Source organism: Bacillus oleivorans (genome assembly GCF_900207585.1).
GTDB classification, from domain to species: Bacteria; Bacillota; Bacilli; order Bacillales; family JC228; genus Bacillus_BF; species Bacillus_BF oleivorans.
Map to the genome: position 1 here is coordinate 108,787 of NZ_OAOP01000004.1, position 24,918 is coordinate 133,704.

Consider the following 24,918-nt stretch of genomic DNA (forward strand, 5'->3'; position numbering starts at 1 on the left):
GACACTGGTTCCTTTATTTGGACAAATACATGCAATATTTGCTTGATTCTCGGTAAATAACGGATCGTATGTCCTATAATTTACTAAAACAGGCATTTTTGTAAAAATAACGGATCGTATGTCCTCATGAGCAAATCATTAAGACAAATTCAATTGAGCCCGCTGATCATTCTTAACGTATTCAACCTGTAAAAATCGAATTATTTATCTTTATTTGAAAAGAGTTTATTCTCAATTTTACTTTCATAATTTTTAAAAAGAGCACTATTTGTTTTTATACCTCTTTTAGCCTGCATTTGATTCCAGCGGAGAAGCTTTTCGTTTAACTTTTGCTGATGCTGTTTTCTCTCTTCCTCATCCTGGCTATTTTTAATCAGATCTTCAATCGTCATTACTTCTGCTTTTAGCTGATTTTCTTCTACTGAAAAACCTGCATTCTTCATTATGCGGTACGCCATTCTCAAATCAGGAGGAATATGTTCTAAATCATCCTTTGGAAGTGGCTTCCCTTTCCCTGGCAGTTGATCAAATGCGCCCTCTCTATATGCTTTTTTTATAAGGTCTTCCGTTATAAAATCAAAACGATCCATTACTTGATCACCTCAGGTGGTTTTTGGCCTTACAATTCTATTGTAGCATTTCATTTTAATTCCATTTCCGAATTTTCTGTGAAATATTTGAATTTGCCTGTTTTATTCAAATTTTTCCCTTTCCAATTTCAGGGGAGTGCTATTTTTATAATATGTGTTACAATAATTTGTCGGGAAAGAAATATATTGTTCCCAAAAGCAGTTCGCGATATCCTGCTTTATCAAAACTAAGGAGGCAATTTATTATGAAAAACTCTTGGATTCCGCAATCCGGACCAATGCCGAGACCAAAGAGTGTCGAGGAAGGACGCGAAGCTCTAAAAGAAGAAGCTTTCGACAGTCCGAATGTTAGTAATATAACCTTTAGAGCATTAGAATTTACAGCCGTTTGTCCGAAAACAGGCCAGCCAGATTTTGGTCAGGTTGAAATCTCTTATACGCCTGATCAAAAATGTATTGAGTCTAAATCATTAAAATTTTATTTGTGGTCTTACCGTGACGAAGGTGCATTTTGTGAAACATTAGCGGCTCGTATTGCTGATGATATCGTCTATGCGATTGATCCAAAGCGTGTAGAAGTGACGATTTTCCAATCTCCGCGTGGCGGAATTGAATTAAAAGCAACAGCAATAAGAGAGAAAAACAATGATTAATCAGCCAAAAGATCAGCTTTTTACGCTGTACTCAGTCTTATTTGCGACATCATTAGTAGTGGCCAATGTAACGGCGACAAAGGTTGTTTCCTTTGGAGACACCTTTGTAATTCCTGCTGCTGTTGTCACCTACGCTTTTACTTTTCTATTAACAGATATCATTCATGAGCGTTATGGAAAAGAACAGGCACAGAAAACTGTCTTTTACGGCTTCATTGCTCAGCTGTTTGCAAGTGTGATGATTTTAATAGGGATGGTTTTGCCGGCAGCTCCTTTCGCGCAGTCGGCACAAGAAGCATACGAAGTGCTGCTTGGACCCAACCTTCGCAATATGATGGCAAGCCTAATTGCCTATTTGATATCACAAAATATAGACGTTCATTTGTTTTCTTTCCTAAAAAACAAATTCAATGGCAAGCACAAATGGATTCGAAATAATGTAAGTACGATTTCATCGCAATTTATTGATACTGCCGTCTTTATTACGATTGCCTTCGCGGGTCAGGTCCCTAGCCTTTGGGCGATGATTTGGTCACAATTTGCGATTAAATGTGTATTAGCTTTATTAGATACACCTTTATTTTATCTCCTAACGAGAAAAAATAAGACACAGGCTAATTCCACCACGGTCTCATCATAAATGTTTAACCCCATTCATGAATCGAACTGATTCATAAATGGGGTTTTTATTTGGGATGAATGGATGAAGCTTGGGTATTCTATGTGGTGAAAGGGGTGTTGATCGTGGGAAGAGGCAAAGCATTTGACCATAAGAAAAAAGGACATCCAGGTAAATTTCCTCAAAATAGCCTGGCAGAAAAACATAATACCGAAGCCCAAGAAGATGAAGAATTATTAGTAGTTCAGGAAGCATTTAAAAACCGGGTTGAAGACGACGAAGTTTAAATTGAGGGTGTCCCAAAAGTATATCTTTTAGGGGCACCCCTTTTTTTCATATCGTTCTTTTAACTTGTCCGTTGATTTCCGCTCCAGTCAACTCTCCTGAACCTTTAGAGAGCTTGAGACTTACTTCATTTTATCAACAGGGACATCAAACACATTCAACAAAAAGATGATCCATATCACAGATAGCCCCCATGCCCATATTGGCTTTTTATAATGAACCCTTAATATCGTAAACATAATCATGTTAAAGATTATTGACCAGATTATATTCCAGCCATTAAAATGTCTGATTAAATGTAAATAATGCAAGTTCATATACTCTATAGAGGAATAAAGCATAACCCAAAACAAGACCCATCCTGCCTGTCTTAATTTTGCTTGCGGAAAATGACCTAAATAAATAAGAAGAGTTGACGGATAAACAATAAACATAATCATAAGCGAAATAATCGTGTGATTTCGAAGAATGTTTTCGGCAAAAATCGTTTCTTGGTAAGTCCACAGCCAATGATTATAAAGTAAATAACTTTTTAAAAGATCGCCTACCCAAAAGAATAAGATGGTGGGATAATAATCACGCCAATTTTTCCAATCTCCCCATTTAATCGCTGCTAATAGGAAGAGGAAGTTAAATATCAAATGCATGAGTGATACTCCTGATTATTTTATACATTTTTATCCTTTTATTGCCGATTTCATACTCCCCAATAAAACTTTTGCGTCTTCTAGGTTCAGTAATCTTACAAAATTACCGCATTTCGAAAAAATAACACATATTTTAGTATTTATATAGTACCATTTTACTAGCGTAATAATTATATATTTCAAATGAAATGGGGTATGGAAATGAAGTATTTGGTATTGCTTCATGTTTTATCAGCTATCATAGGGGTGGGGCCGACGTTTTTTTCACATGTCCTTCTAAGAAAAAACCAATCTATTGAGAGTTTGCGTTTGACCGCGCCGTTATTGAAGAAGCTCGAGTTTTTCCCGAAAATTGGCGGTACGATAGCAGTTTTATCAGGACTCGCCCTCTTCTTTTTAGGCGAGTATGGCTCCTTCCTTCAGCTATGGTTGATCGGCTCACTGATCCTGTACATATTCATTCAAATTGTCGTCATCGGTATGGTTACACCACAAATGAATAAACTGAACACTTGGTTAAACGATCCGAAAAACGCAGCTGCCACTGGAACACTGCCTGAAGAACCAACGTCTTATTTATCAAAAGCGAACCAATATTTTTATGTGGCGAGCGGAATGGGAACGCTTTTGTTTATTTTTATGATTTTAAAACCGGTAATTAGTTAGAAACTCCATTTTTTAGGTTAAATTCGGGAAGAATGACCGGGTGACGGGCACAATTGGTTTTGTCTTGATGATTTTCTGTAGGGACATACGATCCGTTATTTTTACGAAAATGCCCGTTTTAGAAAATTACCGGACATACGTTCCCTTATTTGAAGTGAATCATTCAAGAATTGTACGTTTTTGCCCGAATAAAGGAACGAGTGTCCGCAAATTTTGAAATTCTACGATTTTTTCAAAGATAACGGAACCTATGTCCTTTAGCAAATCCGCCATACTTTGTACAACTTACGAAAGTTGGGTAAGAAACAAAAAAGGATTGGGAACCACAAATTCCCCAATCCTTTTTTATAAATCCACACTGCCATTCCGGTTATATTTCTGGTGAAAATAACGCTGGAGTCCCTCACCCGTTAAATATATCGCAATCATCGTAATCGAAATCGCCCCGACCGCAGATAATGGAATCCATTCGTGGACCCGGATTAAGCCAAGTAAGTCATTAAAATACATCGGCCATGCGATCGAGTCACTCATGAGCTTATAATACCCGCCTAGCTGCGATTCATAAGTATGCTGAATAAAGATTCCTATTACCCCAAATTGAGCTAGAAGGAAGAGGATCCTGCCTGCATCAAAGGTTAGGTTGGTAAATAGATGCGGCTGTAAAAAGGGCCAGAAATATTTAAAAAAGAGTTTTGGCTTTGTACAACCTGATACAATTCCGCTTTCAACAAATGATTTTTTCCCGATTTCCACTAGAGACTGATGGAATAGCTTACCGATCCTCCCTACATCAATAAAAGCAATGACGGCAACCATCCAAATCGGCCTTACATCAGAAAAAATAATAATCGGAAAACCGATAAATATTGAAATTAAAAATACTGGAGGCATGCTCATTGAAAATTGATAAAAACAGTTTAAAATAAACCGGATCACCCTTGAATAATAAGCACCAATTCCAAGCGGAACAGCTATAAGATACCTTAAAATCAGGATGGCAAATACCATAAATAAAGTCTCTTTAGCCCCCATTAACAGCATGCTAAGAAAATCTACCCCGGCCCAATCGGAACCAAGCGGAAATTCTGCAGAAGGCTCATAGGGCGGAACATGGATGACTCCCTCTTCATCTTTATACATCACATTTTGTGTTAATTCAGCATCCACAAATGGAAGGTAGGGGGCAAGAAAAGTGAGTAATAGAATAAGAGAAAGCATGGTTCCACCTACAAGCAAATGATAGTTTTTCATTCAGTCTCCCCTCTCCCATCCGGTGTAATAGAGGCAGTGCTAACAGCTGCTATTGCCCTCGCAATAAATATGATCAACGTAAAGAAGATCGTATAAAGCAATGCCTGTATGTAATTAATCGAAAATTGCTGGCCAACTGTAAATGTAAAAGGCGGACTGACAGACACAAAGAAAAAGTAGGCAGCTCCGCGAAACCCGGTTAATAGCTCTACAATAAACAGGTTCGATAATACGTAGAGAACCACTGTATCAAAATGACTTAAAATGACTGGCAGGGCATTTTTTAGAACATGGGTTAAAATAATTTTATTGGTTCCTGTTCCTTTTGCCTTTGCTGTTCGTATGTAATCAAAGCTCATTTCACTTTCAAGCGAAATAAAGGTGGCCCTTGCCGTATAAAAAAATGGATAGATTGCGAGAAAAATAATGCAATATACATAGTTTTGGATATAATCATCACCGGTTAAGTGGACTTCACTTAATATTCCTTCCTTGTATAAAAAAATAAGAAAGAATTGAATCATAACGATAAAAAACAAATCCGGCAATGAGATCGAGAGCCATGTCAATGGTTTCCCAAATAGGTTTAACTTGTTTTTTCTGTATTTAAAATCAAATGCACCCTTTATAATCCCGCCTAAAAAGCCGATTATAATTGCAGGGACAACGATGATGAGGCTTTTTAACACGGAATCCGAAACATGTTCAATTATCGGTTTTTCATAGACCTGGATTTCCTCAAGATCACCATTCGTAAAGGAAGCAAAAAAAGAAAGAAACTGTTCTTTATGAAGTTCGAAGGAATAGGTCGGCTTGGCTGCTAAAAACATGCCACCTCTTCCTCCCTCGTATTCTACTGTTCTCGGAATTGTTAAAAGAATGATAAGGACAAGCGTCATAATCCCCCAAATAAGCAGCTGTTTCAAAAGAATCGGTGTTAATCTCAGATGAATCCCCCCAATTTGAAAATTTCGACATTTTTTTACATCATAACATGGATTAATAAGGCAGGAAAGTTATTCCTGTAGAATTTTGGAAAAACTTTAGGAGAAATTAACTAGCTTCTTTATGCGCATCGTTATTTTGCAAATGTAAAAAACTCGCTTAAAGCGAGTTTTAGGCTGTCGAAAAATTTTCGATAACCTTTTATTTCACTATAATAAAAGGCTTTCAACAGGTTTGTTGATTTGCACTCCAGGCGCTTCGCTTTCCGCGGGCGTGCCGGGGAGCCTCCTCGGCGCTTTAGCGCCTGCGGGGTCTCCCCTGCCCCGTACTCCCACTTTCCACTGCTACTTGATAAAAATACATTTTTTTCGTGAAAATTTTTTCTGATTCAGATCAAAACTACTGATATAGTGAGGCAGTGGAAATGAGTCTTCGCGCCTTCCGCTCCAATCAACAGGTGTCTTAAATAAGGACCTTTATCTCACAATAAATAATAAAATAAGTGGTGAATTTCAATATTTAAGCCAAAAGCAAAAATGCTTTATAAATTTAAAAAGGAAAAAATTGAGCTAAGCTTCGAGACTCAAAAGAGTTGCATGGGCTTCTCTACTGCCGGTTACGGGGATTGAAGAATGTAAGTGAATTGGCCCTCCTTCCTGCAGCAGGTCAAAATATAAAAAGGATTGCAACACACTTATCAAGGTTAGAAAAAGTGTGTTGCAATCCTTTAGGTTGATTTGCCTCCCTGTTGATTGGAGCGGAGGGCACTCGACTCCTGCGGGATAGAGAGGTCACTGGAGACCCTGCAGGCGCCAAGGCGCTGAGGAGGCTCCAGGACCTCCCCGCGGAAAGCGAGTGCCCGGAGCGGAAATCAACAGGCCGGTTTACAGAGACCATCAATTAATAAAAAATTGCCGAGAAAAATACCTTTTCTCGACAATCTGACTCGCTTAAAGCGAGTTTTTTTGGAAATGGATATTTGTTTGTTTATAGAATCGACTTACTTATCGAAGGCCTGATCCCCCAGCACTTTATAAGTAATATCATCACTAGGCGGATTATGAAGCCCCGCCCTAACGTCCCGGTAGTACTTTTCCAGCGGAGCACTCTTAGATAAACTATGTCCCCCAACCACTCTCATCGCCAAATCAACAACCTCTATTGCTGCATTGGTGACAGCTGTTTTGACTGCCATCAGGGCAGGACCCAACTCAAGCCGTGCGGTTCCATTTGTATCCCATAATGATGCCACATGATACATAAAATGGCGTGCATTCATTAACTGGAGATCCATTTGGGCAACCTTTCTTCTCACTTCAGGCACCTCACTGATGGGGTGCGGCATGCTATTGGGCTGATAATCCTTCGCAAACTGAACAGCATAATCACGTGCTGCCTGAGCAATCCCTAAATATACAGCAGGGATATGTAACAGCCATGCTTGCGGTATACTTTTCGCCGTTCCTTTCAAACTAACCATTGCATCGTGACTCACTAATACATGATCTAAAATTAAATCGTCACTTCTCGTACTCCTCATTCCGAGCGAATCCCATGTTTCTTCAATTTTGAGGCCTTCAGACTCCTTGGCAATAAGAAATTCGCCAATCGTATTTTTTTCTTCAATCCAGGCGGTGACAATAAAATAATCTAACGCAGGTGCTAAAGAAGTGAACGTTTTTCTACCTGAAATGACCCAACCTTCGTTTGTCTGTTTTGCTTCAGTCTCTGGCTTTCCGCCTCTCGCTGGGCTTCCAGTCTTTGGTTCGGTGGCCGCGCTATTAAGAAGAATCCCCTTTTGCACGGCCACTCGTGAAATCCATTCAAATTTGTCTGGTTCCCATTTTTGTGTTTCTTTTAACTGCAGAAAGAGTCCATTTTGCCACCCCAGACAAAGCGCCGTTGCTCCATCCCCTTTGGCAATTTCCTCTTGAACTAATAAAAAAGGATATAAAGAAAAATTAACGCCGCCATACTCTTCCATCACAGTCAGCTTTGTAAAACCTTCTTCTTTTAATCTTGTAAAATGATCAAAAGGAAAAGTTGCGCTGCGATCGTGTTCGATAGCAGTTTCCTTAAATTCTTCCGCCAACCTTTTTGCTTTTTCAACCCAAAACTGTTCAGTCTCATTTCGTATAAATAATGGTTGCACCATATAAACACATCCGTCTCGTAAGTCTCTTCCCTCTATTGTATATAAAAAACACAATAAAGGTAAGTAAACCAATCTATCTATAAGGTTAAAACTTCTTCACCATCGTCATTATAACTTTCATTTTATTCCAGTAGGTTATCTGATAAAATAAGGAAGATTCACTATATACATAAATATATGATAACTGTAAAGGAGAGATTGTATGTCAACGTTCCAACAGCAATTAGAAAAATATGCTGAACTGGCTGTTAAAGTTGGAGTTAACGTCCAAAAAGGTCAAACGTTAGTGGTAACCGCTACTTTTGACGCGCTTGAATTTGTCCGGGAAGTTGCCAAAAAAGCGTATGAAGCTGGAGCCAAACATGTTCAGGTCGACTGGTCAGACGATGAACTATCCCGGATTAAATATGAAATGGCACCTGAAGAGGCATTTACGGAATATCCCAAATGGAGAGCTAAGGAAAGAGAAGAATTGGCTGAAAACGGGGCTGCCTTTATGGCGATCGTTTCTTCAAGCCCTGATTTATTAAAAGGTGTAGACCCAGAAAGAATTGCTAATTTCCAAAAGGCTGCTGGTCAGGCATTAAGAAAATATCGTCAATACACGCAATCAGACAAAGTCGCCTGGACGGTTATTGCCGTTCCATCCAAAGCATGGGCTGACAAAGTCTTCCCTAATGACAGCAACAGCGTAGAAAAGCTTTGGGATGCCATCTTTAAAGCGGTCCGTGTTGATCAGGAAGACCCTGTTGCTGCCTGGAAAAAACATGACGAAACACTTTATCAAAAAGTTGATCATTTAAATAGCAAGCGCTTTAAAAAGCTTCATTATAAAGCAAAAGGAACTGATTTAGTAATTGAACTCCATGAAAAACACCTATGGGTTGGTGCTGGAAGCGAAGATCCAAACGGCGTATCCTTCATGGCTAATATGCCAACCGAAGAGGTCTTTACTGTGCCTTTAAGAGATGGTGTGAATGGAACCGTTTCGAGCACAAAACCTTTAAGCTATGGCGGTAATCTCATCGATAACTTTACCTTAACATTTGAAAACGGAAGAATCGTAGATGTAAAAGCAGAGCAAGGGGAAGATATTTTGAAAAAGCTTGTGGAAACGGATGAAGGCTCTCACTACTTAGGTGAAGTAGCACTTGTTCCACACAATTCTCCTATTTCACAATCTGGTTTACTTTTCTATAATACATTGTTTGACGAAAACGCATCGAATCACTTGGCAATCGGTAACGGGTATGCTTTCTGTGTCGAAGGCGGCAAAAAAATGAGTGATGAAGAGCTCGAGAAGCATGGCGTCAATTCAAGCATGACTCACGTCGACTTCATGATTGGTTCAGCGGAAATGGATATTGACGGAATCAAAGAAGACGGATCGGTTGAACCGATCTTCCGCAATGGGAATTGGGCATTTTAAAACAGTTTTTATAGGCAAACACCTATAAAGGTAAGTAGTTCCAATAATGTTTGAGAAAATTCAAAGTCACAAGTTAAATAACATACGAATTAGCAATACAAATAACAATGTAATTAGCACACAAAAAGCTTGAGGGAATTTTTCAAACCTCAAGTTTTTTGACTTTAATGTGGTATGTACCTTCTTTAAGTAAAGTTACCCGATAGTTTAAGTGAACTTTTTCACAATCTATCTTGATGTAAACTTAAAATGGAAAAGCATCCAAACTGGTTCATTTGGATGCTTTTTGTCTACAAATTAAAGACGAACACTATAAGATTTCGTTGAGAGTAATTATTTTTCAGTTGCTGTATTTCCCATTGATATAGAAATTCTATTCCAACTGTTAATTTGATTAATTATTAGAACAAGGTCAACATACTGTTTCTCGTCATAGTGTTCACGCACTCTTTGATAAAGCACGTCAGGAACACGTTTTGTCGGAATTAATGTCACATGCTCTGTCAACTCTAAAGCTACTTTTTCTGCTTCTGTATAGAATTCACACTCTTGCCAAGCACTAACACAGTATATTCTTTGTTCTGTTTCACCCATTTTTCGAGCATCTGCTGTATGCATATTCAAACAATATGCACAGCCGTTAATTTGAGAAGCCCGAATTTTTATAAGTTCACGAAGTTTACGGTCTATACCTGTTGTTTTCGTATACTTCTCCATTTCCATCATTATTTTAAGTGCTTCTGGTGCTACATTGTAATAATCAACTCGTTGTTCCAATTTCATTTCCTCCTTTTCTCCTATAAAATGAATTTCAGATGCTAATTAAAGACTAAATTAATCGTCGATTAACATTGTCTATAATATATGATATAATTATTTTTGTCAAAGGAATATGATTTATCCAAAAGAGTTTCTTTTAATTGACTAACACTCTAAATATTCCTAAGATAAAATTTGATAACCCTTAAAATCAAAAGCAGGTGAGTTTATATGCAGTATAGTGTCGGAGTTGAATATGCTTTACATTGTCTGGTTTATTTAATTGATGTTCCTTCCAAGGAAAGTATTGGGATAAAAGATTTGGCAGAATTCCAAGGACTTTCTGAGACATTTCTTTCAAAAGTTTTCGGTAAATTATCTAAGGCTGGCATTGTAATTTCTGTCCCTGGTGTAAAGGGAGGATATAGGTTATCTAAGTCCCCAGAAGATATTTCCTTTTGGGATGTAATTGAAGCAGTTGAAGGTCCTAAGCCTATTTTTCAATGTAAAAATATTAAAGATAATGGTTATTTGTATAGAGAAAACTGCTGTTCAGCCCCTTCCTCTTGCACCATTAATTTAGTTATGCTCTCTGCGGAAGAAAAAATGCGTGATTTTTTGCGTAGTAAAACTCTTTCATGGTTAAATGAAGAGCTTGAGCGTACTTTACCTAAACAAATACGTGAAGATACTCGGAAATATTTTTCGAAGAGCAACATATAAAAAAACCTCTCATAAAATTCTTTAATTAAAGGAATTTATAGAGGTTTTTTCTTTGTTCAAGGAAAATGTATCTTTAAATTGTCTATTAGTAACTACAACCCATCCTCAACTATCCTGCCCGTTACTTTTAAGTCCAAATTTTCACAACCACCTTATATTTGCTTTAACATAAAATGACAACAATCTTTGATTTTACTCAACACAGACCAAAACCGACATAGTAAATGACAAGCAAATTAGCACCCTAATTTACACGATGACAATATCTATTGTCAATATGCTATTTGGGTTGCTATTCACTAAGCTATTTTTAGAATATTTTCTATTAAAATATTGATATACCAATGAAAAAAAGCATACCAATTACAGTGATAATTGATATGCCAATTCATATGTTATTTACTATGCTTCTCCACAAAAACGGAACTACTTACTGTAAAGGGGTTCGTCTTTTTTTTTAATGATTCGCCGGGCAGGTACTGGTCCCGTTATCTGTACTTGGTTTGTCGCGGCTGCCAAGCTTCTTACGGACATCAGTTCCGTTATCTGTGACAAAACAGGTGATTTTCAAATTTATCGGCCACTGGTTCCGCTATTTAACGAAATGCCGGCTTTTTTGGTGCGATTTTCCGCAAATAACGGATCGTATGTCCTTTTCGCTCGTTAAAACTATGGTTTTTATAGAAATAACGGATCATATGTCCTCTATTACCAGCTGATCGTAAGTAACAGGTTCAGCGGAACTCTAGTTCTGCTACCTCACCTAAATTCCCCCTTCAAAGCAGAATATTTAATCACTTACATGGGCAAAGTAGATGATGGTAGAAATCACCAAAAACCATAATTTTAACTAGAGGAGGGCAAAGGATGACAAATGACCAAAATCAGCCAAACAATATTGAAAATGATGACACTTTGACAAATAGACAGGGGCATCCAATTACAAATAACCAAAACATCCGAACCGTTGGAAACCGTGGTCCTGCTACTTTGGAGAACTATGATTTCATTGAAAAAATCAGCCATTTTGACAGAGAGAAAGTGCCTGAGCGTATCGTTCATGCACGTGGCGCGGGTGCACATGGATATTTTGAAGCCTACGGAATGTGCGGAGATGAGCCTATTTCTAAATATACCCGTGCGAAATTATTTCAGGAAAAAGGGAAAAGAACGCCTGTGTTTGTTCGATTTTCTACGGTTGTTCATGGCTTGCATTCTCCCGAAACCCTTCGAGATCCGCGCGGATTCGCAGTAAAATTTTACACAGAAGACGGAAACTGGGACTTAGTCGGAAACAATTTAAAAATTTTCTTCATCCGTGACGCGATGAAATTCCCTGACATGATTCATGCTTTCAGACCAGACCCGGTCACGAACTATCAGGACCCTGAAAGGTTCTTTGACTTCTGTGCGAACTCACCTGAATCCTTCCATATGGTTACGTTTGTTTATTCACCATGGGGAATTCCCGCGAATTATCGGATGATGCAAGGTTCCGGCGTGAATACATACAAATGGATCAACAAGGAAGGAAAGGCTGTTCTTGTAAAATATCATTGGGAGCCGAAGCAGGGCATTAAAAACTTAACCCAAAAAGAGGCAGAAGAAATTCAGGGTAAAAACTTCAATCACGCAACGCAAGACTTGTATGAAGCGATTGAACGCGGTGATTATCCTGAATGGGAATTGTTCGTTCAGATTATGGAGGATGGGCCACACCCTGAGCTAGATTTCGATCCGCTTGATGACACAAAGCTTTGGCCAAATGACCAATTCCCTTGGCGTGCAGTCGGAAGAATGGTATTAAACAAAAATCCGGAGAATTTCTTTAATGAGGTAGAATTATCTGCATTTGGTACTGGTGTTCTTGTCGATGGTCTTGATTTTTCTGATGATAAAATGCTCCAGGGGCGGACATTCTCATACTCAGATACACAGCGTTACCGGGTAGGTGCCAACTATCTGCAGCTGCCGATTAACGCAGCGAAAAAAAGGGTGGCGACTAATCAAGAAGGCGGACAGATGAGATATTATAATGACAAAGCACCTGGACAAAACCCTCACATCAATTACGAGCCTTCGATATTAGGCGGCTTGCAAGAAGCTGAACAAACCGGTGTGGAACATACGCCACATGTAGAAGGAAATCTGGTTCGTCAGTCAATTGACCGTAACGATAATACAAAACAAGCCGGACAAACTTACCGTGAATTTGAACAGTGGGAAAAGGACGAATTAATTAACAACCTGGTTAATGACCTTTCCAAATGTGACAAGCGAATCCAGGATAAAATGATTGCCCTTGCAGAAGATGCAGACGAAGAATATGGCCGCCGTTTACGTGAAGGTCTAGCAATGGCTGCAAAAGATGGCAGCTCAGGCAAACACGCACTTGGAAATAAAGGCGGAGAAAATGCACCGCAGCAAGCCGTTGAAAAAGGGCATGAAGCAGATCCATACTAATGGAAGAATAAGAAGAGTGCTCATCTCGAACACTCTTCTTCAGATTGTCGAGAAAGGTTTCTCGGCAATTTTTTATTTTGTCTATGTCTAATTTACGATTTATTATTTCATAGCCTATGCGAACTGGCCTGTTGATTTCCGCTCCGGGCACTCGCTTTCCGCGGGGAGGCTCCCCGGCACGCCCGCGGAAAGCGAAGCGCCTGGAGCGCAAATCAACGCCCTGTTCGACAGCCTATACATGAATGGTATTATAATAAATTAACGCGGTGAATTATTAAAGCAAACGAACAAAATAAAAGGCTATCGAAAGTTTTTCTACAGCCTGAAGAAGAGTGTTCATCTCGAACACTCTTCTTTTTAGTCACTTACAATTTCAACAACCTTCTCATCCTTCAATTTAACATGTCCCCGTTTGTTTATTTGAACCCGTTCGTGTGGTTCTAAATTAGTAAAAATAATTGGGGTCACAGTCGATGTTGCTTTCTCTTTTATGATAGTTAGATTGGCCTGAGCAATTTTTTGCCCTGCTGAAACCTCGTCTCCTTCTTTTACAAAGACCTCGAATGGTTCACCCTTGAGTTCTACCGTATTGATCCCGATATGTACGAGAATTTCTTTACCGGTCACCGATTGAATCCCGATTGCGTGCTTAGTAGGAAATACATTTATAATTTTTCCATTAACAGGTGATACAACCGTTCCCAAGATCGGCTCCACAGCAAATCCATCACCCATCATCTTTTGGGAAAAAACAGCATCTGGAACGTCTTCTAAAGGATGGATGATACCTTCCATAGGTGCCACAATTTTATCTTCCTGATCAACTGGATTTTGTAAGGCTTCTGGGGTCACATCCTCGATCTGTTCTTCCACCTCTTCCTCTACATGAACAGGCTCGCTCAGCTGCCTTGGCGTTTTTCCCTCCATAATATCTTTGATCTGGCCCTTAATTTGGTCAGAACGCGGTCCAAAAATAGCCTGAATATTATTTCCTATTTCAAGGACGCCGGCCGCCCCTAATCTTTTTAATCGTTCTTTATCAACATTTGCCACATTGTTTACGGAAACCCTTAACCTCGTAATACATGCATCTAAGTTTTCGATGTTTTCCTTTCCGCCCATAGCATCTAATATATTTGCGGCCAAATCGCTAGAACCGGCTGGTTTTGTTTGATCCTCTGCAATTTCGTCTTCCTCTTCTCTCCCTGGTGTTTTTAAACGAAATGTCCGTATCGCAAACCTAAAGCCAAAGTAATAAATCACAGAAAACCCGAGGCCAACGATAATGACCCACCACCATGGCGTTCTTCCAGGCAAAACACCGAATAGGATAAAATCAATAACGCCACCTGAAAAGGTCATTCCAATCTTTACATTTAACAAATGCATAACCATAAAAGATAGACCTGCGAATATACAATGGATCCCAAATAGTAACGGAGCCACAAATAGAAACGAAAATTCAATAGGCTCTGTTATTCCAGTTAAAAAAGAAGTAAGGGCTGCTGAAGCCATAATACCGCCAACTACTTTTTTCCGTTCAGGTCTTGCTTCATGGTATATGGCAAGGGCAGCAGCAGGAAGGCCAAACATCATAAACGGAAACTTCCCTACCATAAAGGTACCGGCTGTAAATTCCACACCGTCCCGTAATTGGGCGAAAAAGATTAAGTTATCCCCTCTCACTACCTCTCCTGCTTTGTCGACATAGGAGCCAAATTCAAACCAAAAGGGTGCATAAAAAATATGATGAAGTCCAAATGGAATTAACGCTCTCTCAATAACCCCAAATATAAAAGCAGATAGGGCTAGGTTTGCATTTAATAAAGTAGTGGAAAATGCATTTAACCCCACCTGAATCGGCGGCCAAATAAATGTCATTAACGCACCGAGTAAAACCGCTGAAGCTGCCGTTATAATTGGTACGAACCTTTTCCCGGCAAAAAAACCTAAATAAGATGGCAGTTCAATTTTATAAAATTTTTGGAATAAATAATAAGCCAATAATCCGACTATAATTCCGCCAAATACCCCTGTCGAAAGGGTTGGAATCCCTAAGACATTGGCGTAGGCTTGATTATTGGCAACCATCTCAGGGGTAATTCCCAAAATAACGCCCATCGTAACATTCATGATTAGAAATCCTACAATGGCAGCCAAACCTGCTACCCCGTCACCCCCTGCCAGTCCAACTGCCACTCCTACGGCAAACAGGAGCGCGAGGTTCCCGAATATGATATCGCCGGAACTTTGCATAATATTGGCTACAAATTGAAAGGCTGGTCCCTGAAAGACCGGTGCAATTTCAAGAAACTGTTCTGTTTTAAATGTAGCTCCAAGACCGAGTAAAATACCCGCTGCAGGCAAAAGTGCCACAGGCAGCATTAATGCTTTTCCTACCTTTTGCAGTGTTCCAAAAGCCTTTTTCAAAGGTTACCCCCCTATTATGTTCCATTTTTTATAGTCTTTCTTTTTTTTATTCATTCATGTACAAAAATCTGGATCAGCAAATCATCCTATAGACGGAGAACTCCCCCATCCAGAGCCCTTTCCTCAGAAGATGAGTGAAAGATAAGATTGAATTATCGAATATGAAGGGGAAAATTTATGAAAAAAATACTTGGATTATTTCAAAATCAGACGTACCGCAATTTATTTTTAGCCAATGTGTTATCCCAGCTTGGCAGTATTATCGGCATGACCGCTTTTACCCTTTATTTGCTGGACCGATTTTCAAGCCAGCCAGCTTATGCCACGATAACAGAAATGATGTATTCACTCCCTACCCTCTTTGTTTTCTTTTTAGTAGGGGTGTTTGCCGATAAACTCGACCGGCAAAGAATTGCCTATTCCTGTGATTTGATCTGTGCAGCACTGTCGCTTGCTCTTTTACTTGCTATCTCAACAGGCTGGATGCCGCTCGTATTTTTCTTCTTATTCCTAAGAAGTGCCGTACAGAAATTTTTCTTTCCTGCTGAACATTCAATGGTTCAAGGGATTTTAAAAAGTGAGGATTATGCAACAGCGGCAGGCCTCAACCAAATGGTTAATAGTCTTTTTATGCTGTTTGGAAGCGGAATTGGGGTCGTTCTATACTGGACGATTGGACTTTACGGCGCCATTATCATCGACGCAACTACCTTTATTATTAGTGCTTTTTTAATTCGAAAACTTTCAATCAAAGAATCTGTCCGGCTCCCAAATGGAAAGCATTCATTAAAGGACATCAACTACCCCTTTATCTATGAAAGTTTTAAAGAAGGACTTGTTTACATTCTAAAGCACAAATTATTGCTCACATTAATCTTTGGATTCTTTTTGTTCGGGATTGTAAACGGCGGATTCTCAGTCATGACCCTCTTTATCCTAAAATATAAGATTGCCCCTGATAGCTATGAAGAGTTATCGGCGATTCTGGGAATTATATTTGGAGCCGGGGCTTTAATGGGTGGATTTTTGGCATCAGTCTGGTCTCAAAAAATGAAACTTTATAAAATGGCGATACTAGGATTGCTGTTATCAGGTGCCTTTACGTTTGCCTCCGCCTTTGCCACGAGCTTTTGGGTGCTTGCGAGTTTATTCTTCTGTGTCGGATTTGTTCTCCCGTTAGTAAACGTAGGCATTGGCGGCTGGATGCCAAGTATTGTTGACCCGAAAATGATGGGACGCGTCCAAGGCTGGATCAGTCCATTAACCATGCTGGCCCAAAGTATGATGCTCGGTTTTATTGCATTTAGTTTTCCTGCCTACATTAGTATCGAAGTCTTATATTGGATTGTGGGTACTTCCCTCATGATTGTCGGGGTATTTTACGGGGTCAAATTGCCTAAGTATGCTAACACAAAAGCCACAATCCCCCAATCGGCAGCAGAGGCAAATGCGACGGTTTAGGAAAAATAACCTCTATATCAAAATTTTATTTAAAAATTGAAACTTAAAAGACAGCCCTATCGTAAGTAAACTATCGAAAATGAGGAGGAATTTAATAATGATTGTATCGACGACATCTCAATTACAAGGAAAAGAAATCGATCGTTATCTCGGTATCGTAAGCGGAGAAGCGATTATGGGCGCAAACGTGGTGAGAGACTTCTTGGCAGGCATCACAGATATTATTGGCGGCCGCAGCGGTGCCTATGAAAGTAAGCTGGCAGAAGGCCGTGAAATTGCACTTCGCGAAATGGAAGATAAAGCAAGAAAACTTGGTGCCAATGCCGTTATTGGTGTTGATCTCGATTTCGAAACCGTTCAAAACGGCATGATGATGTGTATTGCCACCGGAACAGCCGTTGTTTATAAAGACTAACCCCCATCTTTCAAAAAGAGTTTGGTGCAACCCGCCAAACTCTTTTTTTATAATGAAACATAGGGACGGTTCTTGCGTTTCATTTTTTTAAAAAATATTGCGGCCACCCGTATCTTTTTTTCATAACACATTGTCTTGTATATGAATGAATAAATCAGGAGGTTATATAAATGCAAATGTTTGAAGAAAGCAGGAAACTGCGGAAGGAATTTGAGGTTTGGATTCAGGATTTTAGGAAGCCCTTATGGGATTATTGCTTAAAGCTTACTAAAAATGTCTGGGACGCAGAAGATTTGTTTCAGGATACTTTATTAAAATCATTTTCTCACCTGAATTATCTGTATCAGACTGTCTCCCCCAAATCCTATTTGTTTCGGATGGCAACTAATAGCTGGATCAATACCGTCCATAAACAGAAGCGTGCAGTCACCGTAGGCGATGAAGTTTTTGAAACTATACCTGCTCAAAAAACCGTTGATCCCTTTGAATTAGCGGAAGGCTTTCAGCGAATGAATGAACGCCTGACTGACCTCCAGCAAGCAGCCTTTATTTTAACAAAGGGATTCGGCTTTACTAATAAAGAAACTGCTGAATTTTTGTCACTCACGGAAGGAGCGGTGAAATCTTTAATGAAACGGGCAAAGGATAATTTAAATCAGGAAAATCAACTAAACATCGAGCCAAACAAACCAGTAACACCACTTATGACCGCCTATATGGAGGCCTTTAACCAAAGGAATCCAGATAAAATTGCAGAGCTGTTAACTGAACAGGCGACAATGGATATTGTCGGTGTTTCCCAAGAATATGGCAAAGACATCATCAGGAAGTCCTCTCTTGCAGATTGGAGCAAAGACCCTGCTGTTATGTCTGGAGATTGGATTTTAATTGACGGAAGTCCGGTATTTGTCGTTTGGACCGATGCGCACGCCCTTAACACCATTATCCGTATAGAAACTAGCGATGACAAAATTACAAAGATTCACGATTATTATTTTAGCCAGGAGCTGCATGACTACATTGCTTCACAGTTTAATCGTACCTCTGGCCAAAACGGGACTTTTTGGGATGAGAAGTGGAAGAGTAGTATTTAATTCCTCGATAAGAAAACTGATGGATAAATTTAAAAATGAACATATTAAATGAGGCTGTCCTAAAGCAAGCTTCTGGGAGCCTCTTCTTTTTAAGGAGCATTCTTCGGCTAGAAAATCATGAAAGGAGATCGCATTGGCATTCCCTTCATGTCAAACATCCCTTGGTTAGATAAATAGTAAATATTTTTTTCAAGTAAGGATCGGTTTTATATTCAATAGCCCCTTATCAACTGATGTCTCTATATAACCAACGATCTGATCAAACGTAAATATATTAAGTTTTTCATTTATAACTTCCTGATCATACTCCATATCGCCTAATACGTAAGGGATGAATTGTTCGACATCTTTGGACTTAACCTCTTCCAAATCAAAGATTGCAGGAATAAACTTAAGCATTTTTCTTAATTCATCTGTATACCCATAGTATTCTAATAATTTTCCATTCAGTAATCGGAAATCATTATGGTATAAATTAAATGTTTCTTTATGAGCTTCCATTCTGTTTTTCAGCCAAGCAAGATAAAAACCTTTGAGCCATATATCATCAGCGATTAAATGTGTAAAATATCCTAATATATAATAACTTTCTAATTGCGATTTATATTTATGTAAAAATCCTTTATAATCAATGCTTCTTGAATAATCTTGTACTTCACCTTTAAAGAAATGTGATAAGTCTTTAGGTGAAACAGCATCTGGAGCAATGCCTCCAAGTAAAAATAGTGTTCTATCTTCTATCGACAGACACTCTGCAATTCTATTAGCAATAACCAAGTGCATTATTCTCGAACCCATAATACCCCTCGCCCTTCAATTATTTCTTTAACTTTATGCTTCATAATAAAGAACAACCTAGATGGTGTTATGCTTTTCGTTAGATTGGAAGCTTTAGAATAAATTCTTAACCTCCTTTTCTCTTGCGTAGGAATAACCAAGTACTCCGTTAGATCAAGATCTAATAAACTAATTTTAACATAATATTCCAGTACGAGTCGTAATTTTCTGAAATCAATGGGAAAATAAAAAAGATCGCTCAACTGACGATCTTTCCTGTTTAAACCCTAGAACCCGTAAGCCACTAAGAGTTAGTTATATTTCTCTTTATTTGACCGACTTTGCTAATCATTAGCTTCCCTCCTAATTGTTTTGGTGATTTAACATTTCTACAAACAATCGCAATAATCCTTGTAATCTAAAAATAAAAGGGCAGCCTTTGGTTCTTAGGTGTCTGCCCTTTCGTTCATATTCTATTTATTTATCAACTTTTCAAACATCCAGCACTCATGTACCCTCTTAAATTTACTTTTCATCTCTTCCCGCTCCTCACCCGTGTAAAGCGCAAAGGTAGTCACAGGATATAGTTTAGGAGTTTTCCCCTCAATCATGCCGTTCATTTCATTTCCTTCCATATACACATGAAGGTAGGAATCCACCGCTTGAAATCCATTGTTCCGATACCAGTCCTGGACCCACTCATCGTCTCTCGTCCAGGCTTCTAATCTGCGGATTCCGCCAATGGACGTGCCCCCTAATTTTTCTTATATTCCTCAATTAAAGACAATAGTTTTTCAGTCGGATTTTGGACAGCCTGTTTTCTCATTTCATCGACATACTGATAACGATTCACATATGCTTGCTTAACGAGCTCTACCGCTCCTTTTCCTTTTAAATTTTCATCTTTAATGACTTCCGCATATCCCTGACGTTTAAAATAATCCGCGTTTTGAATTTGGTCTCCTCGACTCTGTGTATCCGGCAGCGGCACTAAAATCATTGGTTTTCGCAAAGCCAATAATTCAAAAATGGTATTAGACCCTGCTCTGGTTAAAACTAAATCTGATATCGCATACAAATGCGGGAGTTCATCTGTGACATATTCATATTGAATATAGCCCTTAACACCTTCTAAACGTTCATCTTTTTTATCCTTCCCGCACAGATGAATGATTTGAAATGTCTGCAGCAGTTCATCTAATTGATCTCTAACAAAATCGTTTATACTCTTTGCACCCTGGCTTCCGCCTGTTACCAAAATCACCGGCTTTCGAGAAGAAAAACCAGTCAATGCAAATCCTTTATCCCTCGAACCTTTAAACAGCTCATCCCTAACGACTGCCCCCAGAAACAATCCTTTTTCCTCTGGGACATGCTTTTTTGTATCCTCAAATGTATAACAAATCTTCGTCGCAAACGGCAGACCAATTCGATTCGCAAGTCCCGGTGTCATATCTGATTCATGAGTAATGATCGGAATTCTAGACCATTTGGCCGCCAAGACGACTGGAACAGATACAAAGCCTCCCTTTGAAAAAACAATGCTGGGCTTAACCTTATTCAAAACCCTTTTAGCCTGTAAAATTCCTTTCCCGACACGGAACATATCTTTGACATTTTCCTTGCTCCAATAGCGTCTGAGCTTACCGGTTGAAATCGCGTGATAGTGGACTTCATTATATTTTTTTATCAGAGTCTCCTCGATACCGCCTTTCGACCCAATATAATGTATATCCCATCCGCGTTCGAGTAAATGGGGTATTAATGTTAAGTTGACGGACACATGTCCGGTTGTGCCTCCGCCCGTTAATACGATCGATTTCATATGTTTAACATCCCTTATGTAGTTTTAATTGGATAAATCCAAAAGAATCCTTTTCAATTCCTCAGGAATAGGCATCCTTAAGTAGAATTCGATCCACTCATCATTTGGCGGATGATTCACTAAGTATTGCCTTAATATGCTGGCTTTTTCAATGCGGCCCATTAATGAATAGGCTACAAACCAAATCACAGGATGACCGATGTTCAAATTTTCCCATCGATGATGAACAACAGAGGGCAATGGTATAAGCCCTTCCTCAGTCTTAATTTTAAAATATCCGATTATTTCAATTGGTTTAGATTCAGCGTCTTTAACTCCAAGCAGAAATTCACTTTTAAATAAAGGATGAGAATCAACAGTCCTCTCCTCAATCTCCCAATTTTTTAAAGCATCCATTACTTTATTTTTTTCACCATCGACAAATACATCCCAGTCTCCCATTTGCACTGAAAAGCCAAGGCTATTTAATAAGCCGCTGCCGCCAATCGAATAGGAAAGACCCGAGCTTTGCAGATCTTCAATCAATTTATATATAAATTTCACTGTGTATTTAATCTCCTTGATCCATCCAGATACCAACACATAGTATAACAGAGAGACAGTCCTGTTTTCACCCCGAAAAAATTAGAGGATACCATATAAATGAAGACCAATTAAAATGATCGCGATATCAGCCATTATATGAAAGATCCATGAGTTTAAAAAGTTTTGCGAGTATGTATTAAGCCAATTAAATAGAATCCCTGCTATAAACAAACCGGCCAATGCTAAAAGCATCAGCTCAAATGAGAACCAGGTGGCAAAAATCGCAGTATGATACACCGAAAATAAAAGGGCTGAAAACACATGGGCAAACACTTTATACTCTGTTTTATACAGATTTAAAAAGAGGAATCCCCGAAAGTAAAACTCCTCCATTAAAGAATTACCGAAGGTTACGTAAATGGCAACAAAAATAAAAATTTCCGGCGTTATTTCAGACCGCACTTGCAAATCATACATGATAGCGTCTGTATCGATTATTTTCCTCAAGAACCAATACGCAATTAGAATAATGCCAAAAGCAAGGCTGCCGAATAATAAACCCAGCCGTAAGCTTTTCCACCTTACCTTTTGAATATTAAAAGATTCCTTTACAGACAGCTTTAAAATATATTTAATGTAAAATATAGGAATTACGAGGAAGAAAAAGGCTTTAGAAGCGGTTTTGATAAAATAATTAACATCTAAAACCTGTTCAATCACAAAAAGAATACTGCAGCTGCAGAGTGCAATGATGCACACTTGGACGATATGGTTTCGCGTCATGTAACTCAACCCTCATATTTGTTTAGAAAATGTAATATTTCAATCATATCCTTATCTTACCAAATAATGTCGACTAAGTATCCCACTATTTCAATAGAACTTCTATAGTATGTCTCTTTTACATTTTGATTACAAACCTTGTCTTTAGCCTTTCTATTTGAAAAATACCAACAATTGCTATCGAAGTTTACCCCCAAAAATGCTAACTTACAAATAGAACTGTATAAAAGATATAGGACTTGAAAACTGCAAAAGAAAAGGTTGTGTAAGTAGAAATGTTCACGAATGCAGAGATTGGTATTGATTTAGGTACTGCTAACATATTAGTATATAGCAAAAGTAAAGGAATCGTTTTGAATGAGCCGTCAGTAGCAGCGATCGATTTAGAATCGAAACAAGTATTGGCTGTCGGAACGGAAGCAAAGAATATGATCGGAAAAACGCCTGGAAGAATTGTTGCGATCCGCCCATTAAAGGATGGTGTTATCGCTGATTATGATGTGACAACAAGCATGTTAAAAATGATCTTCAAAAAAGCCAGCCGTAAAATGGGAGTATCCTTACGCAAGCCTACTGTAGTAGTCTGCACGCCATCCGGTTCAACATCTGTCGAACGCCGCGCGATTCAGGATGCTGTTCGCAATTGCGGAGCTAAAATTGTTCATTTAATAGAAGAACCGGTTGCAGCCGCGATTGGGGCGGACCTGCCAGTAGATGAACCGGTAGCCAACGTTATTGTTGATATTGGCGGAGGAACCACAGAGGTCGCCATCATCTCCTTCGGCGGTGTGGTTTCCTGTAATTCGATTCGACTTGGCGGGGACAAGCTCGACGAAGATATTATCCAATATGTAAGAAAAAAATATAATCTGCTCATTGGGGAACGGACCGCTGAACAAATCAAAATTGAAATTGGGTATGCGCCAATTGATCATGCGGAAATGACGATGGATGTTCGCGGACGAAACCTTGTAACAGGACTTCCAAAAACCGTTACTCTCCACTCTACCGAAATTCAAGAAGCGATGAGGGAAAACCTCATGAAAATTTTAGACGTAATCCGTGCTACATTAGAAACAAGTCCGCCTGAGTTAAGCGGGGATATTGTGGATCGAGGTGTGATTTTAACTGGCGGCGGCTCCTTGATTAACGGAATGCAAGAATGGCTGTCACAAGAAATCGTAGTTCCAGTCCACCTTGCGCCAAGCCCGCTCGAGTCTGTAGCGATTGGAACCGGCCGTTCATTGAAATTTATTCATAAAATCCAAAAAGCGGCTAGATAAGCCATTAGAAAAGACGCTTGGATCTGAAATGCACCCCCAATTGTTGATATTTGTGTCCAACAACTGGGGTGCAGTTCAATTTATTCCAGGCGTTTTTAACTATTATACATATAGTATTATTGACGTGGTGCAAATAACATCACCGATACACCTATTAACAGATCCCGGCCCCTATCCAATCAAATGAATCAGGTGTTTTTTTATCAATTCCCCATCCCCATAGAACAGATAGAACAATAAACACCCCACCGTAAGCAGCATAACTTTACCGAATGATGGAAAGGCTTGAAATGCCAAATCTTTATTATCCCACTCATGTTCTTTTTCTTTAATTTACTAGATAATTGATGCGAATTAGGAGTTGTAAACTGTTGGCTTTTTGTATGATAAGATCTATAATCTATCTGAGTTAATCATTCCATAATATATTAAATCTTCATATCGATTTTCTTTCCTTACATGGTCAATTAATATCCCTTCTTTTTTCATGCCTAATTTTTGCATAACTCTTCCTGAAGCTGGATTTGAATGAAAGTAACGAGCAAATACTTTATGGTATTGCTTTTCAACAAATGCAAATTGTAAAATAGCTTGCGCTGCCTCCGTAGCATATCCATTTCCCCAAAATTCTTCACCAATCCAATAGGCTATTTCACCATTATTAAACTTTTGGTTGTTAGATAGCGCTATCGCTCCATATAATTCTCCGCTTTCCTTATCTGTAATAGCAAATTCATATAATTTATTATCATTAAAATTATCAAGATGAAGTTCAATCCAGGATAAAGCATCCTCTATAGAATATGGATAAGGCAGGTACAATGTATTTTTATAAATATTATAATTATTACAAAGTCTAGCAACAGCTCCTGCATCAGATTTTTGCAATAGTCTAAGTACTAGCCTATTAGTGGTAATTGTTTTATTTTGATTATCGTATTTCATAAGAAATCCTCCCTGCATCATATGAGGTAGTACTAATATCGAGAAATTAATTTCTTAATCAATTCTCTGTATATTGACGTTACGTGCCTAAAACAACGTTTAGGAGCCCCCTCAAAATTCCAACAATTTAACATTAGTTATTTTCAAGTAATTCTTGCCTTTAATTTATAAGGAAAGCATCAATAATATTGA

At 38.8% G+C, this 24,918-nt stretch carries 23 protein-coding genes and 2 pseudogenes; 12 read left to right on the plus strand and 13 right to left on the minus strand.

Annotation, left to right across the window (positions count from 1 at the left end; translation table 11 throughout):
• Positions 1-200 precede the first annotated feature (200 nt).
• Positions 201-590, minus strand: a complete 390-nt coding sequence (locus CRO56_RS10115) for a DnaJ family domain-containing protein (protein WP_097158511.1) — start codon at positions 588-590, stop codon at positions 201-203.
• A 245-nt stretch (positions 591-835) separates the two neighbouring features.
• On the opposite strand from CRO56_RS10115, the gene queF reads away from it, so the two are divergent.
• From queF to CRO56_RS10130, 3 genes are read left to right on the plus strand one after another with little or no spacing between them, the layout of a single operon-like run.
• Complete coding sequence (queF, locus tag CRO56_RS10120) at positions 836-1,243, plus strand: preQ(1) synthase (RefSeq protein WP_097158512.1); 408 nt, start codon at positions 836-838, stop codon at positions 1,241-1,243.
• Positions 1,236-1,883 carry a queuosine precursor transporter gene (locus tag CRO56_RS10125; RefSeq protein ID WP_097158513.1) on the plus strand — a complete coding sequence of 216 codons (648 nt, stop codon included), beginning with the start codon at positions 1,236-1,238 and terminating at the stop codon, positions 1,881-1,883. Before queF ends, CRO56_RS10125 begins: the two co-directional genes overlap by 8 nt.
• Before the next feature lie 59 nt (positions 1,884-1,942).
• Complete coding sequence (locus CRO56_RS10130; RefSeq protein WP_097158514.1) at positions 1,943-2,149, plus strand: hypothetical protein; 207 nt, start codon at positions 1,943-1,945, stop codon at positions 2,147-2,149.
• Between the two features lie 120 nt (positions 2,150-2,269).
• Here the strand turns inward: CRO56_RS10130 and CRO56_RS10135 are convergent, their stop codons facing one another.
• Positions 2,270-2,794, minus strand: coding sequence for a CBO0543 family protein (locus CRO56_RS10135; protein WP_097158515.1), 525 nt, complete (start codon positions 2,792-2,794; stop codon positions 2,270-2,272).
• A gap of 201 nt (positions 2,795-2,995) precedes the next feature.
• Between CRO56_RS10135 and CRO56_RS10140 the strand changes: the two genes are divergently transcribed.
• On the plus strand, positions 2,996-3,460 hold the full coding sequence (locus CRO56_RS10140; RefSeq protein ID WP_097158516.1) for a DUF2269 family protein: 465 nt from the start codon (positions 2,996-2,998) through the stop codon (positions 3,458-3,460).
• A gap of 345 nt (positions 3,461-3,805) precedes the next feature.
• Here the strand turns inward: CRO56_RS10140 and CRO56_RS10145 are convergent, their stop codons facing one another.
• A complete protein-coding gene (locus CRO56_RS10145; RefSeq protein ID WP_097158517.1) occupies positions 3,806-4,714 on the minus strand; it encodes an ABC transporter permease in 909 nt (302 codons plus the stop codon).
• Complete coding sequence (locus tag CRO56_RS10150) at positions 4,711-5,613, minus strand: ABC transporter permease subunit (RefSeq protein WP_142305203.1); 903 nt, start codon at positions 5,611-5,613, stop codon at positions 4,711-4,713. The genes CRO56_RS10145 and CRO56_RS10150 overlap by 4 nt, the downstream gene beginning before the upstream one ends.
• Before the next feature lie 573 nt (positions 5,614-6,186).
• Between CRO56_RS10150 and CRO56_RS23205 the strand changes: the two are divergent.
• A pseudogene (locus tag CRO56_RS23205) lies at positions 6,187-6,395 on the plus strand (transposase); the annotation flags it as partial.
• Between the two features lie 264 nt (positions 6,396-6,659).
• Here the strand turns inward: CRO56_RS23205 and CRO56_RS10160 are convergent.
• On the minus strand, positions 6,660-7,814 hold the full coding sequence (locus CRO56_RS10160) for an acyl-CoA dehydrogenase family protein (protein ID WP_097158519.1): 1,155 nt from the start codon (positions 7,812-7,814) through the stop codon (positions 6,660-6,662).
• A gap of 202 nt (positions 7,815-8,016) precedes the next feature.
• Here CRO56_RS10160 and CRO56_RS10165 point away from each other — a divergent pair, with 202 nt between their 5' ends.
• The gene (locus CRO56_RS10165) at positions 8,017-9,243 is read left to right on the plus strand and encodes an aminopeptidase (RefSeq protein ID WP_097158520.1); all 1,227 of its coding nucleotides are present in this window, start codon (positions 8,017-8,019) and stop codon (positions 9,241-9,243) included.
• Between the two features lie 333 nt (positions 9,244-9,576).
• Here CRO56_RS10165 and CRO56_RS10170 read toward each other — a convergent pair whose 3' ends face one another.
• The gene (locus CRO56_RS10170) at positions 9,577-10,020 is read right to left on the minus strand and encodes a carboxymuconolactone decarboxylase family protein (protein WP_097158521.1); all 444 of its coding nucleotides are present in this window, start codon (positions 10,018-10,020) and stop codon (positions 9,577-9,579) included.
• Positions 10,021-10,233: 213 nt separating this feature from the next.
• On the opposite strand from CRO56_RS10170, the gene CRO56_RS10175 reads away from it, so the two are divergent.
• The gene (locus CRO56_RS10175) at positions 10,234-10,725 is read left to right on the plus strand and encodes an RrF2 family transcriptional regulator (RefSeq protein ID WP_097158522.1); all 492 of its coding nucleotides are present in this window, start codon (positions 10,234-10,236) and stop codon (positions 10,723-10,725) included.
• Positions 10,726-11,592: 867 nt separating this feature from the next.
• The gene (locus CRO56_RS10180) at positions 11,593-13,188 is read left to right on the plus strand and encodes a catalase (RefSeq protein ID WP_097158523.1); all 1,596 of its coding nucleotides are present in this window, start codon (positions 11,593-11,595) and stop codon (positions 13,186-13,188) included.
• A gap of 357 nt (positions 13,189-13,545) precedes the next feature.
• Here CRO56_RS10180 and ptsG read toward each other — a convergent pair whose 3' ends face one another.
• Entirely contained in the window at positions 13,546-15,618 is a 2,073-nt protein-coding gene (gene ptsG / locus CRO56_RS10185) for a glucose-specific PTS transporter subunit IIBC (protein ID WP_097158524.1), read from the minus strand.
• 177 nt (positions 15,619-15,795) lie between these two features.
• Between ptsG and CRO56_RS10190 the strand changes: the two genes are divergently transcribed.
• From CRO56_RS10190 to CRO56_RS10200, 3 genes are all read left to right on the plus strand, one after another.
• On the plus strand, positions 15,796-17,079 hold the full coding sequence (locus tag CRO56_RS10190) for an MFS transporter (RefSeq protein WP_097158525.1): 1,284 nt from the start codon (positions 15,796-15,798) through the stop codon (positions 17,077-17,079).
• Between the two features lie 97 nt (positions 17,080-17,176).
• The gene (locus CRO56_RS10195; protein WP_097158526.1) at positions 17,177-17,494 is read left to right on the plus strand and encodes a YbjQ family protein; all 318 of its coding nucleotides are present in this window, start codon (positions 17,177-17,179) and stop codon (positions 17,492-17,494) included.
• A 170-nt stretch (positions 17,495-17,664) separates the two neighbouring features.
• On the plus strand, positions 17,665-18,588 hold the full coding sequence (locus CRO56_RS10200; RefSeq protein WP_097158527.1) for a sigma-70 family RNA polymerase sigma factor: 924 nt from the start codon (positions 17,665-17,667) through the stop codon (positions 18,586-18,588).
• A 189-nt stretch (positions 18,589-18,777) separates the two neighbouring features.
• Here CRO56_RS10200 and CRO56_RS10205 read toward each other — a convergent pair whose 3' ends face one another.
• The 4 genes from CRO56_RS10205 to CRO56_RS10225 form a co-directional block, all read right to left on the minus strand.
• Positions 18,778-19,386, minus strand: coding sequence for a zinc dependent phospholipase C family protein (locus CRO56_RS10205; protein ID WP_097158528.1), 609 nt, complete (start codon positions 19,384-19,386; stop codon positions 18,778-18,780).
• Positions 19,387-20,119: 733 nt separating this feature from the next.
• The gene (locus CRO56_RS10215; RefSeq protein ID WP_097158530.1) at positions 20,120-21,190 is read right to left on the minus strand and encodes an undecaprenyldiphospho-muramoylpentapeptide beta-N-acetylglucosaminyltransferase; all 1,071 of its coding nucleotides are present in this window, start codon (positions 21,188-21,190) and stop codon (positions 20,120-20,122) included.
• A 24-nt stretch (positions 21,191-21,214) separates the two neighbouring features.
• Positions 21,215-21,733, minus strand: a complete 519-nt coding sequence (locus CRO56_RS10220) for a hypothetical protein (RefSeq protein ID WP_097158531.1) — start codon at positions 21,731-21,733, stop codon at positions 21,215-21,217.
• Between the two features lie 81 nt (positions 21,734-21,814).
• The gene (locus CRO56_RS10225) at positions 21,815-22,498 is read right to left on the minus strand and encodes a CPBP family intramembrane glutamic endopeptidase (protein WP_097158532.1); all 684 of its coding nucleotides are present in this window, start codon (positions 22,496-22,498) and stop codon (positions 21,815-21,817) included.
• A 275-nt stretch (positions 22,499-22,773) separates the two neighbouring features.
• On the opposite strand from CRO56_RS10225, the gene mreBH reads away from it, so the two are divergent.
• Positions 22,774-23,781: a rod-share determining protein MreBH gene (mreBH, locus tag CRO56_RS10230; protein WP_097158533.1), complete on the plus strand. Its 1,008-nt coding sequence runs from the start codon at positions 22,774-22,776 to the stop codon at positions 23,779-23,781.
• A gap of 116 nt (positions 23,782-23,897) precedes the next feature.
• On the opposite strand, the pseudogene CRO56_RS10235 reads toward mreBH, so the two are convergent.
• Positions 23,898-24,072: pseudogene (locus tag CRO56_RS10235) on the minus strand (YnfA family protein); the annotation flags it as partial.
• A 102-nt stretch (positions 24,073-24,174) separates the two neighbouring features.
• Entirely contained in the window at positions 24,175-24,726 is a 552-nt protein-coding gene (locus tag CRO56_RS10240) for a GNAT family N-acetyltransferase (RefSeq protein ID WP_097158534.1), read from the minus strand.
• Positions 24,727-24,918: the final 192 nt, after the last annotated feature.